We start from the raw sequence: 17,094 nt of genomic DNA on the forward strand, positions 1-17,094 counted from the left end.
ATAGCGAAATCCTGCGACGAGAGGGCGGCGAGACTGTGACAGTCCGGTACCTGGCTCGCAAGCCCCCGCTTGCAACGCGCTCTTTTCGCTCTACGCTCGCGTTCCAAAGCTGTTCGAGGGGGAATTGGTGATCAGAAGTTTTGCGGCATTGGGCTTGCCGCTGTGTCTCGCTGCGCCTGCGGCGTCCCAAACGGCCGGTACGGCGCAGGCGGCGCGGTTCGGCGCGCGCGAATCCGTGCAGCAGATCAGCCTTTCTCCCGACGGCAACCATCTCGCAGTGGTGCAGCCGGATGCGGGGCGCGGCGCGGTGCTGATGATTGCCGACCTCGTAAAAGGCGGCGCGATGAAGGGGATACTCCGCTCCAGCGGAAAGCCGGATCGCCTGACCGGGTGCCATTGGGCGAGCAACAGCCGGATCGTCTGCGACATCTTCATGATCCAGCAAGACGCCGTGAAGCTCGCCTTCACGCGTATGGTCTCGCTCAACCTCGATGGGTCGGACCTGAAGATACTGACCGCCGCGAATTCGCCGCGGTCGCTCGGCGTGGCGCAGTCGGGCGGCGAGATCATCGATTGGGGACCCGAGGGATCGAACGGCTCGCTGGTGATGACGCGCGACTTCATTCCCGAGAACACGACCGGCACGCACCTCGCCAGTTCGCGCGAGGGCCTCGGCGTCGAGCTCGTCGATGCGACGACGTTGCGGCGAAAGACCCTCGAGCAACCCAAAGGGTCGGCGGTCGAGTATATCAGCGACGGCCATGGCAATGTCAGGGTGATGGGGCTCCGCCCCGAACGCACGTCGGGATATAGCGGCGACACGATCAACTATTTCTATCGCCTCGCCGGCGAGCGCGACTGGAAGGATCTGGGCGCCCTCAAGGTCGGCGGAGGCCTCAGCGCGGGGTTCAATCCCTATGCCGTCGATAAGACGGCGAACCTTGTCTATGGTTTCGATCGGGTCGACGGGAGGAGAGCGCTGTTCAGCATCGCGCTCGACGGGTCGCTGAAGCGGACGATGGTGCTGTCGCACCCCCAGGTCGATGTCGATCGGCTGATCCGGGTGGGGCGGCAGCAGCGCGTGGTCGGGGCAAGCTTCGCCACCGAAAAAAGGCAGGTAGAGTTCTTCGATCCCGAACTGCAGCGGCTGCGCAACGCGCTTGGCAAGGCGCTGCCGGGCAAGCCCCTGGTCACCTTCGTCGATGCGAGCGCGGACGAGGGCAAGCTGCTGATGTTCGCGGGCAGCGACAATGATCCGGGCACCTACTATCTCTACGACAAAGCGAACAAGAAGCTCGAGGAAGTGCTGACGAGCCGGCCGCAACTCGCCAATCTGGCACTCGCCAGCGTCAAGCCCGTCACCTTCCCCGCGGCCGACGGGACGCCGATTCCCGGATATCTGACGTTGCCCGCCGGAAGCGACGGCAAGAACCTCCCCGCGATCGTGATGCCGCATGGCGGCCCGGGGTCGCGCGACGAATGGGGCTTCGACTGGCTCGCCCAATTCTTCGCGGCGCGCGGCTTCGCGGTGCTACAGCCGAACTTCCGCGGCTCGAGCGGCTATGGCGACGCCTGGTTCCGGAAGAACGGCTTCCAGTCGTGGCGAACCGCGATCGGCGACGTCAACGATGGCGGACGATGGCTGATCGGCCAGGGAATCGCGCGCGCCGATCGACTGGCGATCATGGGCTGGTCCTATGGCGGCTATGCTGCGCTGCAATCGTCGGTGCTCGATCCCGACCTCTTCAAGGCGATCGTCGCCATCGCGCCCGTGACCGATCTGGAGACGCTGCGCGAGGAAGCGCGCAGCTATGTCAACTTCCCCCAGGTCGACGCGTTCATCGGGCGCGGCGACCATGTCCGCGAGGGCTCCCCTGCGCGCAATGCGAACCGGATCAAGGCGCCGGTGTTGCTGTTCCACGGCGATCAGGATCTCAATGTCGGCGTCGGCGAATCGCGACTGATGGCCGGCAAGCTGCGCGAGGCCGGCGGGAAGGCAGAGTTCGTCGAGTTCGACGGGCTCGACCATCAGCTCGACGACAGCGCAGCGCGCGCCACTCTGTTGTCGCGCGCGGATCAGTTCCTGCGAGTCGCGTTCAAGCTCGAACCCTGACACGAAAAAGGGCGGCCGCAGCGCGACCGCCCTTGTTTCTGCTCGGCCGGGGCCGGTTTTTAGCGCGAGTAGAACTCGACGACCAGGTTCGGCTCCATGCGCACCGGATAGGGCACTTCGTCGAGCGTCGGCACGCGCGTGAAGGTGATCTTCGAGGCGCCTTCGGGAACGACATAATCGGGGATGTCGCGCTCGGACAGGCTCTGCGCCTCCATCACCAGCGCCATTTCCTGCGCCTTGGACGAGAGCGAGACGATCTGGCCCGGCTTGATGCGGCGCGAGCCGATGTTGCACTTGTCGCCGTCGACGCGGACATGGCCGTGGTTGACGAGCTGGCGGGCCGCGAAGATCGTCGGCGCGAACTTGGCGCGATAGACGATCATGTCGAGACGCATCTCGAGCAGGCCGATCAGGTTCTGACCGGTATCGCCCTTCATGCGCGACGCGTCCTCGTACGACTTCTTGAACTGCTTTTCGGTGATGTCGCCGTAATAGCCCTTGAGCTTCTGCTTGGCGCGCAGCTGGATGCCGAAGTCCGACATCTTGCCCTTGCGGCGCTGGCCGTGCTGGCCGGGGCCGTACTCACGCTTGTTGACCGGGCTCTTCGGACGACCCCAGATATTCTCGCCCATCCGGCGGTCGAGTTTGTGCTTGGCGCTCTGGCGCTTCGACATGTCTTATCCTTATGCAATCGCTGAATGACGTAATCCGCTCTCCCTGTCGGGAAGGCGGGGTTGGTCCCGGTATCCGCCTGCTGAATCCTTTGCGGGAAGGCAGGGCCACCGCTTCACCGGGGTGCGGGGCCATTGCGAAGGCGCGCGGGTAGCGGCAGCCCGGCGCCGAGTCAAGCTGGACAGGCGCGCGGCCACCCGCCAAGGGGCTGGCCATGCAAGATACGATCGATCCCGAAGCCTGCACGACGATGGCCGAGGTCCGCGCCGGGGTGGACGCGGTGGACCGCGCGCTGGTCGCGCTGCTCGCACGCCGCTTCGGCTATATGGATGCCGCCGCCCGGATCAAGCCCGAGCGCGGATTGGTCCGCGACGAGGCGCGCAAGGCGCAGGTAATCGCCAATGCGCGCGCGCATGCGCGTGCCGCCCGGATCCCGGAGGAGGCGATAGCCTTTCTCTGGGAAGGGCTGGTCGAGGCGTCGATCGCCTATGAGTTCGAGGCGTTCGACCGGCGCTGATGCGGTCGCCGGCGCGTCAGAACGGCGTACCGGGAGGCGGCGCGGTGTTGAGCCTGCGCATCTGATCTGCGTCGCGTCGCGCCTTTTCCTCGTCGAGCTTCGCTTCCCATTTGGTCATGCAATAGCGCGTCTTGCGCAGCCGCGAGCCGGTGGTGGAGGTCGTTTTGCACACCGGCTTCTCGGGTTTGACGGTTTCGACGGGCGGCGCTTCGTCCTGTGCGAGCGCGGCCGACGGCGTGGCCAGTGCGAGGATCGCGAGCAGGGGCAAGAAACGCATCGATATCTCCCGGTTCATATGCGCGATTAAACCCTATCGCGCGCCGGGAAACAATATCGCTGCGCGCTCAGCTGCGGCGATGTGCCTTTCTGCCCGCGAGCGCGGAAAGCACGCCGCGCAGCGTCCGCAATTCCTGCGATGTCCAGCCGGGTCGGCTCAGCAGCACCCGCAGCGTACGCCGGATCGTCGGCACGCGATTCGGCGGGAAATAATAGCCGCTGTCGACGAGCATGGCGTCGAGCTGCCCGATCATTCCCTCGAGCTCCTCCTGCGGCGCGGGCGGGTCCAGTTGGGTGACCGGCGGCATTTCGAGCGCCGTGCCCTTCGACCATTCATAGGCGACGAGGATCACGGCCTGGGCGAGATTGAGCGAACCGAATTCGGGATTTATCGGAACCGTCAGGATCGTGCGGGCAAGCGCGACGTCGTCGGTGTCCAGCCCCGAACGCTCGGGTCCGAACAGGATCGCGCTACGTCCTTCGGCGGCGCGGATCGCGGGCGCCGCTTGCTCGGGCGTCATCACCGGCTTGGTCACGCCGCGCTTGCGCACCGTGGTGGCATAGACATGGGTGCAATCGGCGACTGCGTCGGCGACGCTGTCGAACAGCTGGGCCTTCTCCAACACTATGTCGGCCCCGCTCGCCGCCGGGCCCGCCGAGGGATTGGGCCAGCCGTCGCGGGGCGCCACGAGGCGCATCTCGGCGAGCCCGAAATTGAGCATCGCGCGTGCTGCCTTGCCGATATTCTCGCCGAGTTGCGGGCGGACCAGAACGATGACCGGGTTCACCCCTTGCCGACCTCGCTCACATTGCCGGCGAATTCCTCGAAGTCCTTGGCCTCGCGAAAATCCTTATAGACCGAAGCGAAGCGGATATAGGCGACCGAATCGAGCCCCTTGAGCCCGTCCATCACCATCTCGCCGATCCGTTGCGACGGGATCTCGCTGTCGCCCTGGGTCTCGAGCTGACGCTGGATTCCCGAGACCAGCCGCTCGATCTGCGCCGAGGTCACCGGCCGCTTGCGTGCGGCCAAGGTCACCGACCGGATCAGTTTGTCGCGCTCGAACGGCTCGCGGCGCAGCTCGGGCGAATTGGCCTGGTTCTTGACCACGATCAGGTCGCGCAGCTGGATGCGCTCGAAGGTGGTGAAGCGCGCGGCGCATGCCTCGCATTGCCGCCGCCGCCGGATCGCCGCCCCGTCTTCGGTGGGGCGGCTGTCCTTCACCTGGCTGTCTTCATTTCCGCAGAACGGGCAGCGCATCAGGCCTCGGGGTAGATCGGAAAGCGTTCGCAGAGCGCACGAACGCGCTCGCGGACATTGGCTTCCACCTGCGCGTCGCCCTGCTCGCCATTCTTGCGCAGCCCGTCGAGCACGTCGGCGACCATGTTGCCGATCTCGCGGAATTCGCCGGCGCCGAAGCCGCGGGTGGTGCCGGCGGGGCTGCCCACGCGGATGCCGCTGGTCTTGACCGGCGGCAGCGGATCGTTGGGGATGCCGTTCTTGTTGCAGGTGATCGCGGCGCGCTCGAGCGCTTCGTCGGCATCGCGGCCGGTGACGCCCAGCGGGGTCAGGTCGACCAGCGCGAGATGCGTGTCGGTGCCGCCCGAAACGAGGTCGGCGCCACGCTCCTTGAGTGTCGCCGCGAGCACCTTGGCGTTCTCGACCACCGCGGTGATGTAGCTCTTGTAATCGGGCCGCAACGCCTCGCCGAACGCGACGGCCTTGGCGGCGATCACGTGCATCAACGGGCCGCCCTGGAGGCCGGGGAAGACCGCGCTGTTGATCTTTTTGGCGATGGCTTCGTCGTCGGTCAGCACCATGCCGCCGCGCGGTCCGCGCAGCGTCTTGTGCGTGGTCGTGGTGACGACATGGGCATGGCCGAACGGGGTCGGATGCGCGCCGCCGGCGACGAGGCCGGCGAAATGCGCCATGTCGACCATGAAGATCGCGCCGACTTCATCGGCAATCGTGCGGAAGCGGGCGAAGTCGATGATCCGCGGATAGGCCGAGCCGCCGGCGATAATCAGCCTGGGGCGATGCTCCCTGGCGAGCGCCTCGACCTGATCGAAGTCGATCAGATGCGTCCCGGGGTCGACGCCATAGGGGACCGCGTTGAACCATTTGCCCGACATCGCCGCCTTGGCGCCGTGGGTCAGGTGGCCGCCGGCATCGAGGCTCAGGCCCATGATGGTGTCGCCTGGCTTGGTCAGCGCCAGCATCACCGCGCCATTGGCCTGCGCGCCCGAATGCGGCTGGACATTGACGAAGCCGCAGCCGAACAGCTGCTTCGCCCGCTCGATCGCCAGCGTCTCGACTTCGTCGGACGGGTGGCAGCCCTGATAGTAGCGCTTGCCGGGATAGCCCTCGGCATATTTGTTGGTGAAGACACTGCCCTGCGCCTCGAGCACGGCCTTGGAGACGATGTTCTCGCTGGCGATCAGCTCGATCTGGTGCTGCTCGCGATCGAGCTCGTGGCGAACCCCGGTAAAGACTTGCGGATCGACGTCGGCAAGACCCTTGGTGAAGAAGCCGTCGGGCTGGAGCCCTGCCATCTGGGGGTTGGTGCTCATGCGGGGCTCCTTTCGGGGTGGCTCAGTTTGTCGACGCGGCGCTGGTGGCGGTCGCCGAGAAAGTCGGTGTCGAGGAAGGCAGTGACGCAGGCCTTGGCCATTTCCACGCCGATCAGCCGGGCGCCAAGCGCGACGACATTGGCGTCGTTGTGCTGCCGCGCGAGGCGCGCGGAAAGCGGCTCGGACACCAGCGCGCAGCGGGCGGCCGGATTCCGATTGACCGCGATCGAGATGCCGATGCCCGACCCGCACAGCGCCACGCCGATATCGGCATCGCCCTGTTCGATCGCGCGGGCCAGCACGTAGCCATAATCGGGATAGTCGACGCTCGCCGCACTGTCGGGACCGAGATCGGACACCTGATGGCCCTCGCCACGCAACCATTCGGCGAGTTCCGATTTCATGACGAAGGCGGCATGATCCGAGGCGATGGCGATACGGCGCGACATGCCGCGCTCCCTACGCCCTCGGGCCTGTGCTGGCTAGACCGAGACAATCTCTGGAGACCAAAATGCGCAAATCAATTCTCGTCGTGGCGCCCGCGTTCGCGCTTGGCCTCGCCCTCGCCGGCTGCTCCGAGAGCGCGCAGGACAATCTCGCCAGTGCCATTGAAGATACCGGCGACAGCCTCGAAAATGCCGCCGCCAAGACCGGAGACATGATCGAGAACGGCGCGGACCGCGCCGGCCGGGTGATCGAGAACACTGCCGACGATGTCGGGGATACCGTCGCCCACGGCACCCGCGACGCGGGCAACGCGATCGACAACTCCACTCGCTGACTCTCCGGAGGGCGCCCCGCCATCTGACAAGATTCTGTCACACGCCGCGATTAGTGCACGATGTGCTTGATCCGGCGCATGTTGCGGGCGCCCTCTTCAGGAGTTGGCCATGCGGACTATTGCCAAGGCGCCCAAGAACGGCGCCGTGCGGGGTGCGGTGCACCGGCACGAGCATCTCAGCAAGGAGGGCCTGCTCGAACGTGCCTTCACCTTTGCGTTTCGCGGCCTCGTCTACGCCCAGATCTGGGAAGATCCCGAGATCGACATGGAAGCGCTGGCGATCGCCCCCGACAGCCATGTCGTCACCATCGCGTCGGGCGGCTGCAACGTCTTTTCCTATCTCGCGGCGAACCCGAAGGCGATCACGGCGGTCGATCTCAATCCCGCGCATATCGCGCTCAACAAGCTCAAGCAGACCGCGGCGCAGCGCCTGCCCGACTATGCCAGCTTCCGCTCCTTCTTCGCCGATGCCGATCGGGCGGAGAATGTCGATCTCTACAAGCATCATTTGCGCGACCATCTCGACGCGACGACGCGCGCTTATTGGGACGCCCGCGACTGGAGCGGACGCCGCCGCATCTCGGGCTTCGCGACGGGATTCTATCGTCGCGGGCTGCTCGGCCGCCTGATCGGCTTCGCGCACTTTCTCGGGCGGATGTACCGCATCGATCCCGGCGAGATCCTCAAGGCGCAGTCGCGCGAGGAGCAGCGGGCGATTTTCGAAACGCGCTATGCGCCGTTCTTCGAGAAGAAGTTCCTGCGCTGGCTGGTGGATCAGCCTGCGGCCTTGTTCGGCTTCGGCATCCCGCCGGTGCAATACGACCTGCTCAAGGCCGACGATGCGCAGGGCATCACCGGCGCGCTGAAGAGCCGGCTGCGCAAGCTCGCCTGCGACTTCGACCTCAAGGACAATTTCTACGCGTGGCAGGCGTTCGGCCGCGGCTATGGCAAGCACGCCGACGCGCCGTTGCCGCCCTATCTGCAGGCCGCGCATTATGGCGAGGTGCAGTCGCGCGCCGGCCGGGTCGAGGTCCGCCACCAGAACATGGCCGATTATCTCGAGAGCATGCCGGCGCAGTCGCTCGATCGCTACGTGCTGCTCGACGCGCAGGACTGGATGACCGACGCGCAGCTCACCCGGATCTGGAGCGAGATCACCCGCACTGCCAGGCCCGGTGCGCGGGTGCTCTATCGCACTGCGGCAGCGCCAGACGTCGTGGCCGGCCATGTCCCCCCGACGATCCTCGATCAGTGGCAATATATGGATCCGGCGCAGCTCGCGGACTGGACCCGGCGCGATCGATCCTCGGTCTATGGCGCGACCCATCTCTGGACGCTGAAGCCGCACGCATGACCAGCGTCGCGGCCGGGCAGAAGGCGTTGATGGACGACGTCTATGCGCTCCATCGTCATTTCTACGACTTCACCCGCAAATTCTATCTGCTCGGGCGCGACCGGCTGATCCGCAGCCTCGCGCCGCCGCCGGGCGGGACGGTGCTCGAAATCGGCTGCGGCACCGCGCGCAACCTGATCGTCGCAGCGAAGCGCTGGCCCGATGCGCGCTTCCATGGCTTCGACATCAGCGAGGCGATGCTCGATACCGCGCGCAAGTCGGTCGCCAGGCAGGGACTGGCGGACAAGATCACACTGGCGCAGGGCGACGCCGGCAATTTCGATACGAACGCCTTGTTCGGGATCGAGAAGGTCGACCGGATCTTCATGAGCTACACCTTGTCGATGATCCCGCCCTGGCAGGAAGCGATCGAGCGCGGCGCCGCGTCGCTTGCGCCGCGCGGCAGCCTGCACGTCGTCGATTTCGGCCAATATGAGCGGCTGCCGGCTCTGTTGAAGCGGCTGCATTTCAAGTCGCTCAACGATTTCCACGTCTATCCGCGCCGCGAATTGCCCGCGGTGCTCAAACGGGTGGCCGAGGCGCAGGATCTGGCGCTCGATTTCACGCCCCTCTATCGCGGCTATGCGTGGAGCGGGGTGCTCCGCAGGCGTTAGCGGGGGCGTGGAAGCGATGCATTGGCATATCAGGGCGGCGCAGGCCGAAGACCTCGACGCGCTCGCGCTGGTCGGCGCCGCGACGTTCCTCGAAACCTTCGCCGGCATTCTCGATGGTCCGGCAATCGTCGCGCATTGCATGAAAGAACACAGCGCCGGCGCCTATCGACGCTATCTCGCGGCCGGCGCCGAGGCTTGGCTCGCCGAGGCTGAAGGTGCTGCGCCGATCGGTTTCGCCTTGCTCGCCAAAGCGGATATTCCGGGCGGCGATCCTGCGGCCGATCTCGAACTCAAACGCATATACAGCCTGTCGCGTTTTCACGGCACGGGTCTTGGCCCGGCGTTGATGCAGACCGTGGTCGCCGCGGTCGCGGGGCGTGCGGAGCGGCTGCTGCTGGGCGTCTATGCCGGCAACGCCCGCGCGTTGGCATTTTATCGCAAGCACGGTTTCGAACCGATAGGCGATCGGCGCTTCCGCGTCGGCGCGCGCGAATATGACGATGTAGTGCTTGCCAGAAGCGTCGGCTGAAGTCAGGCGGCCAGTCTAAGCTCGAGCCTGCCCCAGATTTCGACGAGCGCGCTCACCAGTTCGCGCATCATCGCTTCGTCGTGCGCCGGGCCGGGGGTGAAGCGCAGCCGTTCGGTGCCGCGCGGCACCGTCGGATAATTGATCGGCTGGACGTAGACGCCATATTCGGCGAGCAGCACGTCGCTGATCTTCTTGGCCTTGACCGGATCGCCGACCATCAGCGGCACGATATGGGTGGTCGAGGGCAGCACCGGCAGCCCCGCCTCGGCCATCAGCGCCTTGAGCTGCGTCGCGGCGGCATGCTGGCCGTCGCGCTCGACGGTCGAGGCCTTGAGATGCTTCACGCTGGCGAGCGCTCCCGCGACCAGCACCGGCGACAGCGAAGTGGTGAAGATGAAGCCCGGCGCATAGCTGCGGATCACGTCGATGATCACTTGATCGGCGGCGATATAGCCCCCCATCACCCCGAACGCCTTGCCCAGCGTCCCTTCGATGATCGTGATGCGATCCGCGACCGCGTCGCGTTCGGAGATGCCGCCGCCGCGCGCGCCGTACATGCCGACGGCATGGACTTCGTCGAGATAGGTCAGCGCGTTATATTTGTCGGCAAGGTCGCAGATCTCGGCGATCGGCGCCACATCGGCGTCCATCGAATAGACGCTTTCGAACGCGATCAGCTTGGGCGCCGAGGGATCATCGGCGGCGAGCAGCTCCTCGAGATGGGCGAGATCATTGTGGCGGAACACGCGCTTTTCGCAGCCGGAATTGCGGATGCCGGCGATCATCGAGGCGTGATTGAGCTCGTCCGAATAGACGATGCAGCCCGGCATCAATTTGGCGAGCGTCGACAGCGTCGCCTCGTTCGAGACATAGCCCGAGGTGAACAGCAAGGCGCCTTCCTTGCCGTGCAGGTCGGCGAGTTCGTGCTCGAGTTCGATATGATAATGGGTGTTGCCGCCGATGTTGCGGGTGCCGCCCGAGCCGGCGCCGACGTCGTGGAGTGCTTCCTCCATCGCCGCGATAACTTTGGGATGCTGGCCCATCGCGAGATAATCGTTCGAGCACCACACCGTGATCGGCTTTGGACCGTTATGCCCCGCGAAGCAGCGCGCGTTGGGATAGGCGCCCTTGTTGCGCAGGATATCGATGAATACGCGGTACCGGCCCTCGGCGTGGAGGCGGTCGATCGCCTGACTGAAGACCCGCGAATAATCGACGGCGGGCGCGGGGCTGTCCTTCGTATACATGGGCCCGCTCCCTACCCCCAAAATCCGTGGAATTCCAGCCGTTCGGCCCGAGCGAATATCGCATGGAATATGCGCAGCCGGAATGGCGCATTCGAGGCTCGAGCGACAGAAAAGCTTCGAGACCATGCGGTAGAGGCGAAATCCTGATCCTGATCATGATGCGCAATCGTGCGAAATGCTATGGTGCCCATATCGCGGACGACTCGGCGCCCAAGCGAGTCTGCGGCCGGGAGACGCTTTGTGCTCCCGCTTGGCTGGCGGAGCGGCACGATGAGCGGCAAACTCGATAGTCGGGACCTCGAATATTATCAGCGGCGCGAGCGGCAGGAACGCGAATATGCCGCGCGGACCGACGATTCGATCGCGCGGCGCGTCCATCTCGAACTGGCTGAGCGCTATTCGGCGATGCTGCAGCATCCGGCGACAAGCGCGGGGGCGGGAGCCTAGAGCGTTTCGATCTCGTTCAGGCCGAATCGGGCCAGTGCGGCGGCGAGACTTTCGGTGCGTGCATTCCGCTCCGTGAACACGGCGCGGCCGGGCAGGGCCGCAGGCCATTCCTGGCCTTCGGTCAGATAAGCGACGCGCCGGGCGATGCCTGCGCCTCCGTCGATGAAGCGGATCTTGCCGTCGGTGGCCGAAACGAGTTCGTCCTCGAGCAGCGGGAAATGAGTGCAGGCATTGACGATCACGTCGATCTCGCCGGCGCGATCCTGTGCCATGAGACCCGCCAACGCATCCCGAACCGACGCGATCGAAGGGCGCGCGCCGCCCAACGCCGCTTCGGCCAGTTCGACCAATTCCGCCGATCCGTGCCGAATCACCGTGCAGTCGCCCGCGAAGCGCGCGGCCAGATCGGCGACATAAGGCTGGCGGACGGTCGCTTCGGTGCCGAGCACGCCGATCACCCGGGTCCGGCTCAATTCGGCCGCCGGCTTGATCGCGGGAACCGTGCCGACGATCGGGACGTCGAGCGCCGCGCGGACATGCTGCAGGGCGATGGTCGACGCAGTGTTGCAGGCGATCACGATCAGCCGCGGGTCGTAGCGCTCGGCCAGCCGGCCAAGCAAAGCGGGGACGCGCGCCGCGATCTCGGCCTCGCTGCGCGTGCCATAAGGAAAGCCGGCCGAATCGGCGACATAGACGAGCGGCGCCCGGGGCAGCAGCTTTGCCGTCGGCGCGAGCACCGATAGTCCGCCCATTCCGGAATCGAAGAACAGGATCGGGCGGCGGTCGGTCATGGCGGGCGCATGGCTCGCCGCCGGCACGCCGTCAACCGGTGCGGCAAGCCGCGGTTGCGCCCGGCCCGACATGGCTTATGCTGATGGGCGACAGGGGGTAGAATTGCCAACCGAAATCGTCTGGATGCCTCCCGCCGCAGCGATCCTGCTCGGCTATCTGCTGGGCTCGATCCCGTTCGGCGTGCTGCTCACGCGTCTCGGCGGTGCCGGCGATCTGCGTCAGATCGGCTCGGGCAATATCGGCGCCACCAATGTGCTGCGCACCGGCCGCAAAGGGCTTGCCGCGGCGACATTGCTGCTCGATCTGGCCAAGGGCGCGGCGGCGGTGCTGCTCGCCGACTGGCTGTTCCCGGGCACCGCGGTGCTCGCCGGCATGGGTGCCTTTCTCGGCCATTGCTACCCGGTCTGGCTGCGCTTTCGCGGCGGCAAGGGGGTGGCGACCTTGATGGGCATCGTCGTCGCGCTGCATTGGCCCTCGGGTCTGGTTTATGCCGCGGTGTGGCTCGGCCTGCTCGCGGCGTTGCGCATCTCGTCGCTCGCCGGGATCACCGCCGCGATCAGCGCGCCGGTGAGCGCCGCTTTCTGGGGGCGGATCGATCTCGTCCTGTTGCTGCTCGCGCTGGCGCTGATCGTGCTGTGGAAGCATCGCGAGAATATCGATCGGCTGCTGAGCGGCACCGAGCCGCGCATCGGCAAGAAGCGCGAATGACGCGCGCGGGCCGATAGCGTGAGCGATCGGCGCGAGTCGCGGCTGCGGCTGTTGCGCTCGGCGAATATCGGTCCGATCAGCTGGCGCCAGCTGATCGGGCGCTTCGGCACGGCCGAGGCGGCGCTCGATGCGCTTCCGATGCTGGCTGCGCGCGGCGGCGGCAATGCGCCGCGGATCGCCGATGCCGGCGTCGTCCGGCGCGAGATCGCGCAGGTCGAGAAGCTCGGTGCGCGCTATCTGTTCCTCGACGATCCCGATTATCCGCCGCTCCTCGCCGAGCTGGAGAGTGCGCCGCCCGCGCTGATCGTGCGCGGCAGCGTTGCGCTCGCCCGGCGCAATTGCGTCGCGATGGTCGGTGCGCGCAACGCTTCCGCGGCCGCGTGCCGCTTCGCGCGTCAGCTCGCGCTGGGACTGGTCGACGCAGGCGCCACGGTGGTGTCGGGGCTCGCGCGCGGCATCGACACCGCGGCGCATAACGGCGCGCTGGCGGGCGGCACGATCGGGGTCATCGCCAGCGGGATCGACATCGCATTCCCCCCGGAGAATGCCGAACTCCAGGAACGCGTCGCCCGCGAAGGTCTATTGCTCGCCGAGCAACCGCCAGGCACCGAGCCGCTCGCCCGTTTCTTCCCTTCGCGCAACCGCATCATCGCCGGGCTCGCGATCGGCACGGTGGTGGTCGAGGCGGCGCCGCGCTCTGGCTCGCTGATCACCGCGCGCATCGCGGCGGAAGCGGGCCGCGAGGTCATGGCGGTACCCGGCTCGCCGCTCGATCCGCGTGCGCAGGGTTGCAACCTGCTGATCCGCGAAGGCGCGACTCTCGTGCAGTCGGTGGACGACATCCTCGAGGCGATTCGCCCGATCGACGCACGCGCGGTGCGCGCGCCGGTATGCAGCTTCGAAGGCCCGCCTCCCGAAGACGCCAGCGACGCCGAACGGCGGCAGATCGCGGCATTGCTCGGGCCGGTTCCTGTTGCGATCGACGAGCTGATCCGCCAGTCGGGCGTGGGTGCTGCGGTGGTGCAGACGATATTGCTCGAGCTCGAGCTGGCGGGGCGGCTCGAGCGGCACGCGGGCGGTCGCGTCAGCTGGGCATAGGAGGCGGGATGCAGGAAACCGAGGTCAGCGCGGGCCGGCTGATAGCAGCGATGTTCGCGCTGATGCACGACAATGCGGTCACGGTCGGCGTGTCGATCCTCGCCCTGTCCGCGCTGGGAATCGCCAACGACCTGTATAATCCGGAAGCGCTCACTTCGCTGCCGATCAGCCTCGCATGCGTAGCGGCGCAGTTCGTCGTCACCCTGAAGGCGCTGGAGCGGCTGGGGCTGGTGCAGCGGCCGGCGGGTGCCGTCGGGGCCTATATCGGCGTATCGATATTGACCAATATCGGCATCATCCTCGGTACGCTCCTGCTGGTGATCCCGGGGATAGTGCTGGCGATCCGCTGGTCGATCGCAGCGCCGATCTTGCTCGCCGAGGAGCGGGGCGCCGCGGAAAGCCTGAGCGAAAGCTGGGCGCGCACCAAAGGGCACGCGTTTCCCATCCTGATCGCCTACCTCGTGCCGCTGGGACCGCTTCTGGGATCGTTCGCGGCCTATGCGCTGGGCGATCCGGAATCGGCGCAGATTCCGCTTATGACCTCGATCATCGGCAATCTCTCCGGCAATGCGTTTCTCGCCATGACATGGTTTCTGTCGATCGCGATCTATGCGGCGGTCACGCCAGCGGTGGAGCCATTCGAAGAGATATTCGCATGATACCGGCAGGTGGCCCGAGCGACGATGAATCGGGTCTCCGGACTTGGCGCGGGCGCCGGGCATCCTACTTGACGGGCCGCAGCGACTCATCACCCTCGTACGCGTACGCGTAAGGATCAGAACACTCCATGCAGCTCGTCATCGTCGAATCGCCCGCCAAGGCGAAGACCATCGAAAAATATCTCGGCAAGGATTATCGCGTCCTCGCTTCCTACGGCCATGTCCGCGACCTGCCCGCACGCGACGGATCGGTGAATCCCGACGACGCCTTCGCGATGGAATGGGAGACCTATGCCGACAAGTCGAAGCAGCTCAAGGCGATCGCCGACGAGGCCAAGAAGGCCGACCGCCTGATCCTCGCGACCGACCCCGATCGCGAAGGCGAGGCGATCAGCTGGCACGTCCGGGAAGTGCTCCGCAACAAGAAGGCGCTGCCGAAGGAGGTCGAGCGCGTCACCTTCAACGCGATCACCAAGCCCGCGATCCTCGAGGCGATGAAGGCGCCTCGCGAGCTCGATACCGACCTGATCGACGCCTATCGCGCCCGCCGTGCGCTCGACTACCTCGTCGGCTTCACGCTCTCCCCGGTGTTGTGGCGCAAGCTGCCCGGCGCCAAATCGGCGGGGCGCGTCCAGTCGGTCGCGCTGCGGCTGATCGTCGAGCGCGAGCGCGAGATCGAGGGTTTCAAGCCCCAGGAATATTGGTCGGTCACTGCCGAGATGGAGCAGGACGGCACCCCGTTCGTCACGCGGCTGGTCAAATATAAGGGCGACAAGCTCGACCGCCTCTCGATCGGCGACGAGGGCACGGCGCTCGCCGCGAAAAAGGCCGTCGAGGAAGGGCGTTTCTCGGTCGCCGCGGTCGAGACCAAGCCGGCGATGCGCAATCCGCCGCCGCCTTTCACCACCTCGACCCTCCAGCAGGAAGCGGCGCGCAAGCTCGGCTTCTCGGCAAGCCACACGATGCGGATCGCGCAGGGGCTCTACGAGGACGGCGCGATCACCTATATGCGGACCGACGGCGTCCAGATGGACGGCAGCGCGATCCAGGAAGCGCGCAAGGCGATCGCGACGCGCTATGACGGCGGCTATGTGCCGGACAAGCCGCGCCAATATCAGACCAAGGCCAAGAATGCGCAGGAAGCGCACGAGGCGATCCGCCCGACCGACTTCTCGAAGGACAGGGCCGGCAGCGGCGATCATGGCCGGCTCTACGAGCTGATCTGGAAGCGCGCGCTCGCCAGCCAGATGGCCTCGGCACGAATGGAGCGCACCACGATCGATCTCGAGGACGGCACCGGCCAGCACGGGCTGCGCGCCACCGGCCAGGTCGTGCTCTTCCCCGGCTATCTCGCGCTCTACGAGGAAGGCCGCGACGACGAGGGCGACGAGGACAGCCGGCGCCTGCCGCGCCTGTCCGCGGGCGACGCGCCGGCCAAGAAGGCGGTCAATGCCGAGCAGCATTTCACTCAGCCGCCGCCGCGCTTCTCCGAGGCCTCGCTGGTCAAGCGGCTCGAGGAGCTCGGCATCGGCCGGCCCTCGACCTATGCCTCGATCATCCAGACGCTCAAGGACCGTTCCTATGTGCGGATCGAGAAGAACCGCTTCTTCGCCGAGGAGAGCGGGCGGCTGGTGACGGCGTTCCTCGAACGCTTCTTCGAAAAATATGTCGGCTATGATTTCACTGCCGAGCTCGAGGAAGAGCTCGACGACGTCTCGGGCGGGCGCGCCGAATGGCAGGCGGTGCTCGAATCCTTCTGGAAGGACTTCAAGCCGCGTACGACCGAAGTGATGGAGCAGAAGCCGAGCGAGGTCACCGCCGCGCTCGATCTGTTCCTCGAGCCCTATCTGTTTCCGGCCAAGGCGGACGGCAGCGATCCGCGGCTATGCCCGAATTGCGGCAACGGCCGGCTCGCGCTGCGTGGCGGCAAGTTCGGTGCGTTCGTGGCATGCTCCAACTATCCCGAGTGCAAATTCACCCGCCGGTTCGGCGAGCCGGGCGGTTCGGGTAGCGAATCGACCGGTCCCGAAGTGCTGGGGGTCGATCCCGACTCCGGGCTCAACGTCGAGCGCAAATCGGGGCGCTTCGGGCCGTATATCCAGCTCGGCGAGGGCAAGGATGCCGCGCGCGCCTCGATTCCCAAGGATGTCGATCTCGATCTCGAATGGGCATTGAAGCTGCTCAAGCTGCCGCGGACGGTGGGCAATCATCCCGAGACCGGAAATCCGATCACGGCGTCGATCGGCCGCTACGGGCCCTATCTGGCCCATGACGGCAAATATGCCCGGCTCCAGTCGACCGCGGAGGTGTTCGAGACCGGCATGAACGCTGCGGTGGTCAAGCTCGCCGAGGCGGCGGCGAGTGGCGGCCGTCCGGCGCGCGGCGCCGCGCGCGAGCCTTTGAAGATGCTCGGCAAGCACCCCCGGACCGAAGCCGAGATCAAGCTGATGGAGGGCCGCTATGGCGCCTATGTCACCGATGGCGAGACCAATGCGACCTTGCCCAAGTCGATCGACAAGGACCAGCTGACGCTCGAGGAGGCCGCCCAGCTGATCGACGCGCGCGCTGCGGCCGGGCCGGCAAAGGGCAAAGGCAAGAAAAAAGCCGCCCCGAAAAAGGGGGCCGCGAAGAAGGCGCCGGCCAAGAAAGCCGCAGCGAAGAAGTGACTTGTGCTCCT

19 protein-coding genes are annotated in these 17,094 nt (G+C 66.2%); 11 read left to right on the forward strand and 8 right to left on the reverse strand.

The window, feature by feature from the left end; translation table 11 throughout:
• Positions 1 to 127 precede the first annotated feature (127 nt).
• Positions 128 to 2,113: a S9 family peptidase gene (locus tag Q9Q95_RS18315; RefSeq protein WP_306098596.1), complete on the forward strand. Its 1,986-nt coding sequence runs from the start codon at positions 128 to 130 to the stop codon at positions 2,111 to 2,113.
• Positions 2,114 to 2,172: 59 nt separating this feature from the next.
• Here Q9Q95_RS18315 and rpsD read toward each other — a convergent pair whose 3' ends face one another.
• Positions 2,173 to 2,787, reverse strand: a complete 615-nt coding sequence (rpsD, locus tag Q9Q95_RS18320) for a 30S ribosomal protein S4 (protein WP_306098597.1) — start codon at positions 2,785 to 2,787, stop codon at positions 2,173 to 2,175.
• Between the two features lie 212 nt (positions 2,788 to 2,999).
• Here rpsD and Q9Q95_RS18325 point away from each other — a divergent pair, with 212 nt between their 5' ends.
• Positions 3,000 to 3,302 carry a chorismate mutase gene (locus tag Q9Q95_RS18325; RefSeq protein WP_306098598.1) on the forward strand — a complete coding sequence of 101 codons (303 nt, stop codon included), beginning with the start codon at positions 3,000 to 3,002 and terminating at the stop codon, positions 3,300 to 3,302.
• A gap of 16 nt (positions 3,303 to 3,318) precedes the next feature.
• On the opposite strand, the gene Q9Q95_RS18330 is transcribed toward Q9Q95_RS18325, so the two are convergent.
• From Q9Q95_RS18330 to rpiB, 5 genes are all read right to left on the reverse strand, one after another.
• Positions 3,319 to 3,579, reverse strand: a complete 261-nt coding sequence (locus Q9Q95_RS18330) for a hypothetical protein (RefSeq protein ID WP_306098599.1) — start codon at positions 3,577 to 3,579, stop codon at positions 3,319 to 3,321.
• Positions 3,580 to 3,646: 67 nt separating this feature from the next.
• Entirely contained in the window at positions 3,647 to 4,366 is a 720-nt protein-coding gene (locus Q9Q95_RS18335; protein ID WP_306098600.1) for an RNA methyltransferase, read from the reverse strand.
• A complete protein-coding gene (gene nrdR / locus Q9Q95_RS18340) occupies positions 4,363 to 4,839 on the reverse strand; it encodes a transcriptional regulator NrdR (RefSeq protein WP_306098601.1) in 477 nt (158 codons plus the stop codon). Before nrdR ends, Q9Q95_RS18335 begins: the two co-directional genes overlap by 4 nt.
• A complete protein-coding gene (glyA, locus tag Q9Q95_RS18345) occupies positions 4,839 to 6,149 on the reverse strand; it encodes a serine hydroxymethyltransferase (RefSeq protein WP_306098602.1) in 1,311 nt (436 codons plus the stop codon). Before glyA ends, nrdR begins: the two co-directional genes overlap by 1 nt.
• Positions 6,146 to 6,598: a ribose 5-phosphate isomerase B gene (rpiB, locus tag Q9Q95_RS18350; protein ID WP_306098603.1), complete on the reverse strand. Its 453-nt coding sequence runs from the start codon at positions 6,596 to 6,598 to the stop codon at positions 6,146 to 6,148. Before rpiB ends, glyA begins: the two co-directional genes overlap by 4 nt.
• 62 nt (positions 6,599 to 6,660) lie before the next feature.
• On the opposite strand from rpiB, the gene Q9Q95_RS18355 reads away from it, so the two are divergent.
• From Q9Q95_RS18355 to Q9Q95_RS18370, 4 genes are all read left to right on the forward strand, one after another.
• On the forward strand, positions 6,661 to 6,930 hold the full coding sequence (locus Q9Q95_RS18355; protein WP_306098604.1) for a hypothetical protein: 270 nt from the start codon (positions 6,661 to 6,663) through the stop codon (positions 6,928 to 6,930).
• Between the two features lie 109 nt (positions 6,931 to 7,039).
• Positions 7,040 to 8,284, forward strand: coding sequence for a DUF3419 family protein (locus tag Q9Q95_RS18360; protein ID WP_306098605.1), 1,245 nt, complete (start codon positions 7,040 to 7,042; stop codon positions 8,282 to 8,284).
• Entirely contained in the window at positions 8,281 to 8,937 is a 657-nt protein-coding gene (locus Q9Q95_RS18365) for a class I SAM-dependent methyltransferase (protein WP_306098606.1), read from the forward strand. Before Q9Q95_RS18360 ends, Q9Q95_RS18365 begins: the two co-directional genes overlap by 4 nt.
• 16 nt (positions 8,938 to 8,953) lie before the next feature.
• Complete coding sequence (locus Q9Q95_RS18370) at positions 8,954 to 9,466, forward strand: GNAT family N-acetyltransferase (RefSeq protein WP_306098607.1); 513 nt, start codon at positions 8,954 to 8,956, stop codon at positions 9,464 to 9,466.
• Positions 9,467 to 9,468: 2 nt separating this feature from the next.
• On the opposite strand, the gene hemA is transcribed toward Q9Q95_RS18370, so the two are convergent.
• A complete protein-coding gene (gene hemA / locus Q9Q95_RS18375) occupies positions 9,469 to 10,713 on the reverse strand; it encodes a 5-aminolevulinate synthase (protein ID WP_306098608.1) in 1,245 nt (414 codons plus the stop codon).
• Positions 10,714 to 10,983: 270 nt separating this feature from the next.
• Between hemA and Q9Q95_RS18380 the strand changes: the two genes are divergently transcribed.
• Complete coding sequence (locus tag Q9Q95_RS18380; protein WP_306098609.1) at positions 10,984 to 11,160, forward strand: hypothetical protein; 177 nt, start codon at positions 10,984 to 10,986, stop codon at positions 11,158 to 11,160.
• Here Q9Q95_RS18380 and murI read toward each other — a convergent pair.
• Positions 11,157 to 11,951, reverse strand: a complete 795-nt coding sequence (gene murI / locus Q9Q95_RS18385; RefSeq protein ID WP_306098610.1) for a glutamate racemase — start codon at positions 11,949 to 11,951, stop codon at positions 11,157 to 11,159. The genes Q9Q95_RS18380 and murI overlap by 4 nt on opposite strands.
• A 124-nt stretch (positions 11,952 to 12,075) precedes the next feature.
• Between murI and plsY the strand changes: the two genes are divergently transcribed.
• From plsY to topA, 4 genes are all read left to right on the forward strand, one after another.
• Positions 12,076 to 12,660 carry a glycerol-3-phosphate 1-O-acyltransferase PlsY gene (gene plsY / locus Q9Q95_RS18390; RefSeq protein ID WP_306098749.1) on the forward strand — a complete coding sequence of 195 codons (585 nt, stop codon included), beginning with the start codon at positions 12,076 to 12,078 and terminating at the stop codon, positions 12,658 to 12,660.
• Positions 12,661 to 12,678: 18 nt separating this feature from the next.
• Positions 12,679 to 13,758 (forward strand): DNA-processing protein DprA, encoded by a 1,080-nt coding sequence (gene dprA / locus Q9Q95_RS18395; RefSeq protein ID WP_306098611.1) that lies wholly within the window; start codon positions 12,679 to 12,681, stop codon positions 13,756 to 13,758.
• A gap of 8 nt (positions 13,759 to 13,766) precedes the next feature.
• A complete protein-coding gene (locus tag Q9Q95_RS18400; protein ID WP_306098612.1) occupies positions 13,767 to 14,417 on the forward strand; it encodes a glycerophosphoryl diester phosphodiesterase membrane domain-containing protein in 651 nt (216 codons plus the stop codon).
• A 128-nt stretch (positions 14,418 to 14,545) separates the two neighbouring features.
• Positions 14,546 to 17,083 (forward strand): type I DNA topoisomerase, encoded by a 2,538-nt coding sequence (topA, locus tag Q9Q95_RS18405; RefSeq protein ID WP_306098613.1) that lies wholly within the window; start codon positions 14,546 to 14,548, stop codon positions 17,081 to 17,083.
• The last annotated feature ends 11 nt before the right edge of the window (positions 17,084 to 17,094 follow it).

This window comes from Sphingomonas sp. DG1-23, assembly GCF_030730875.1.
Taxonomy (GTDB): domain Bacteria; phylum Pseudomonadota; class Alphaproteobacteria; order Sphingomonadales; family Sphingomonadaceae; genus Sphingomonas.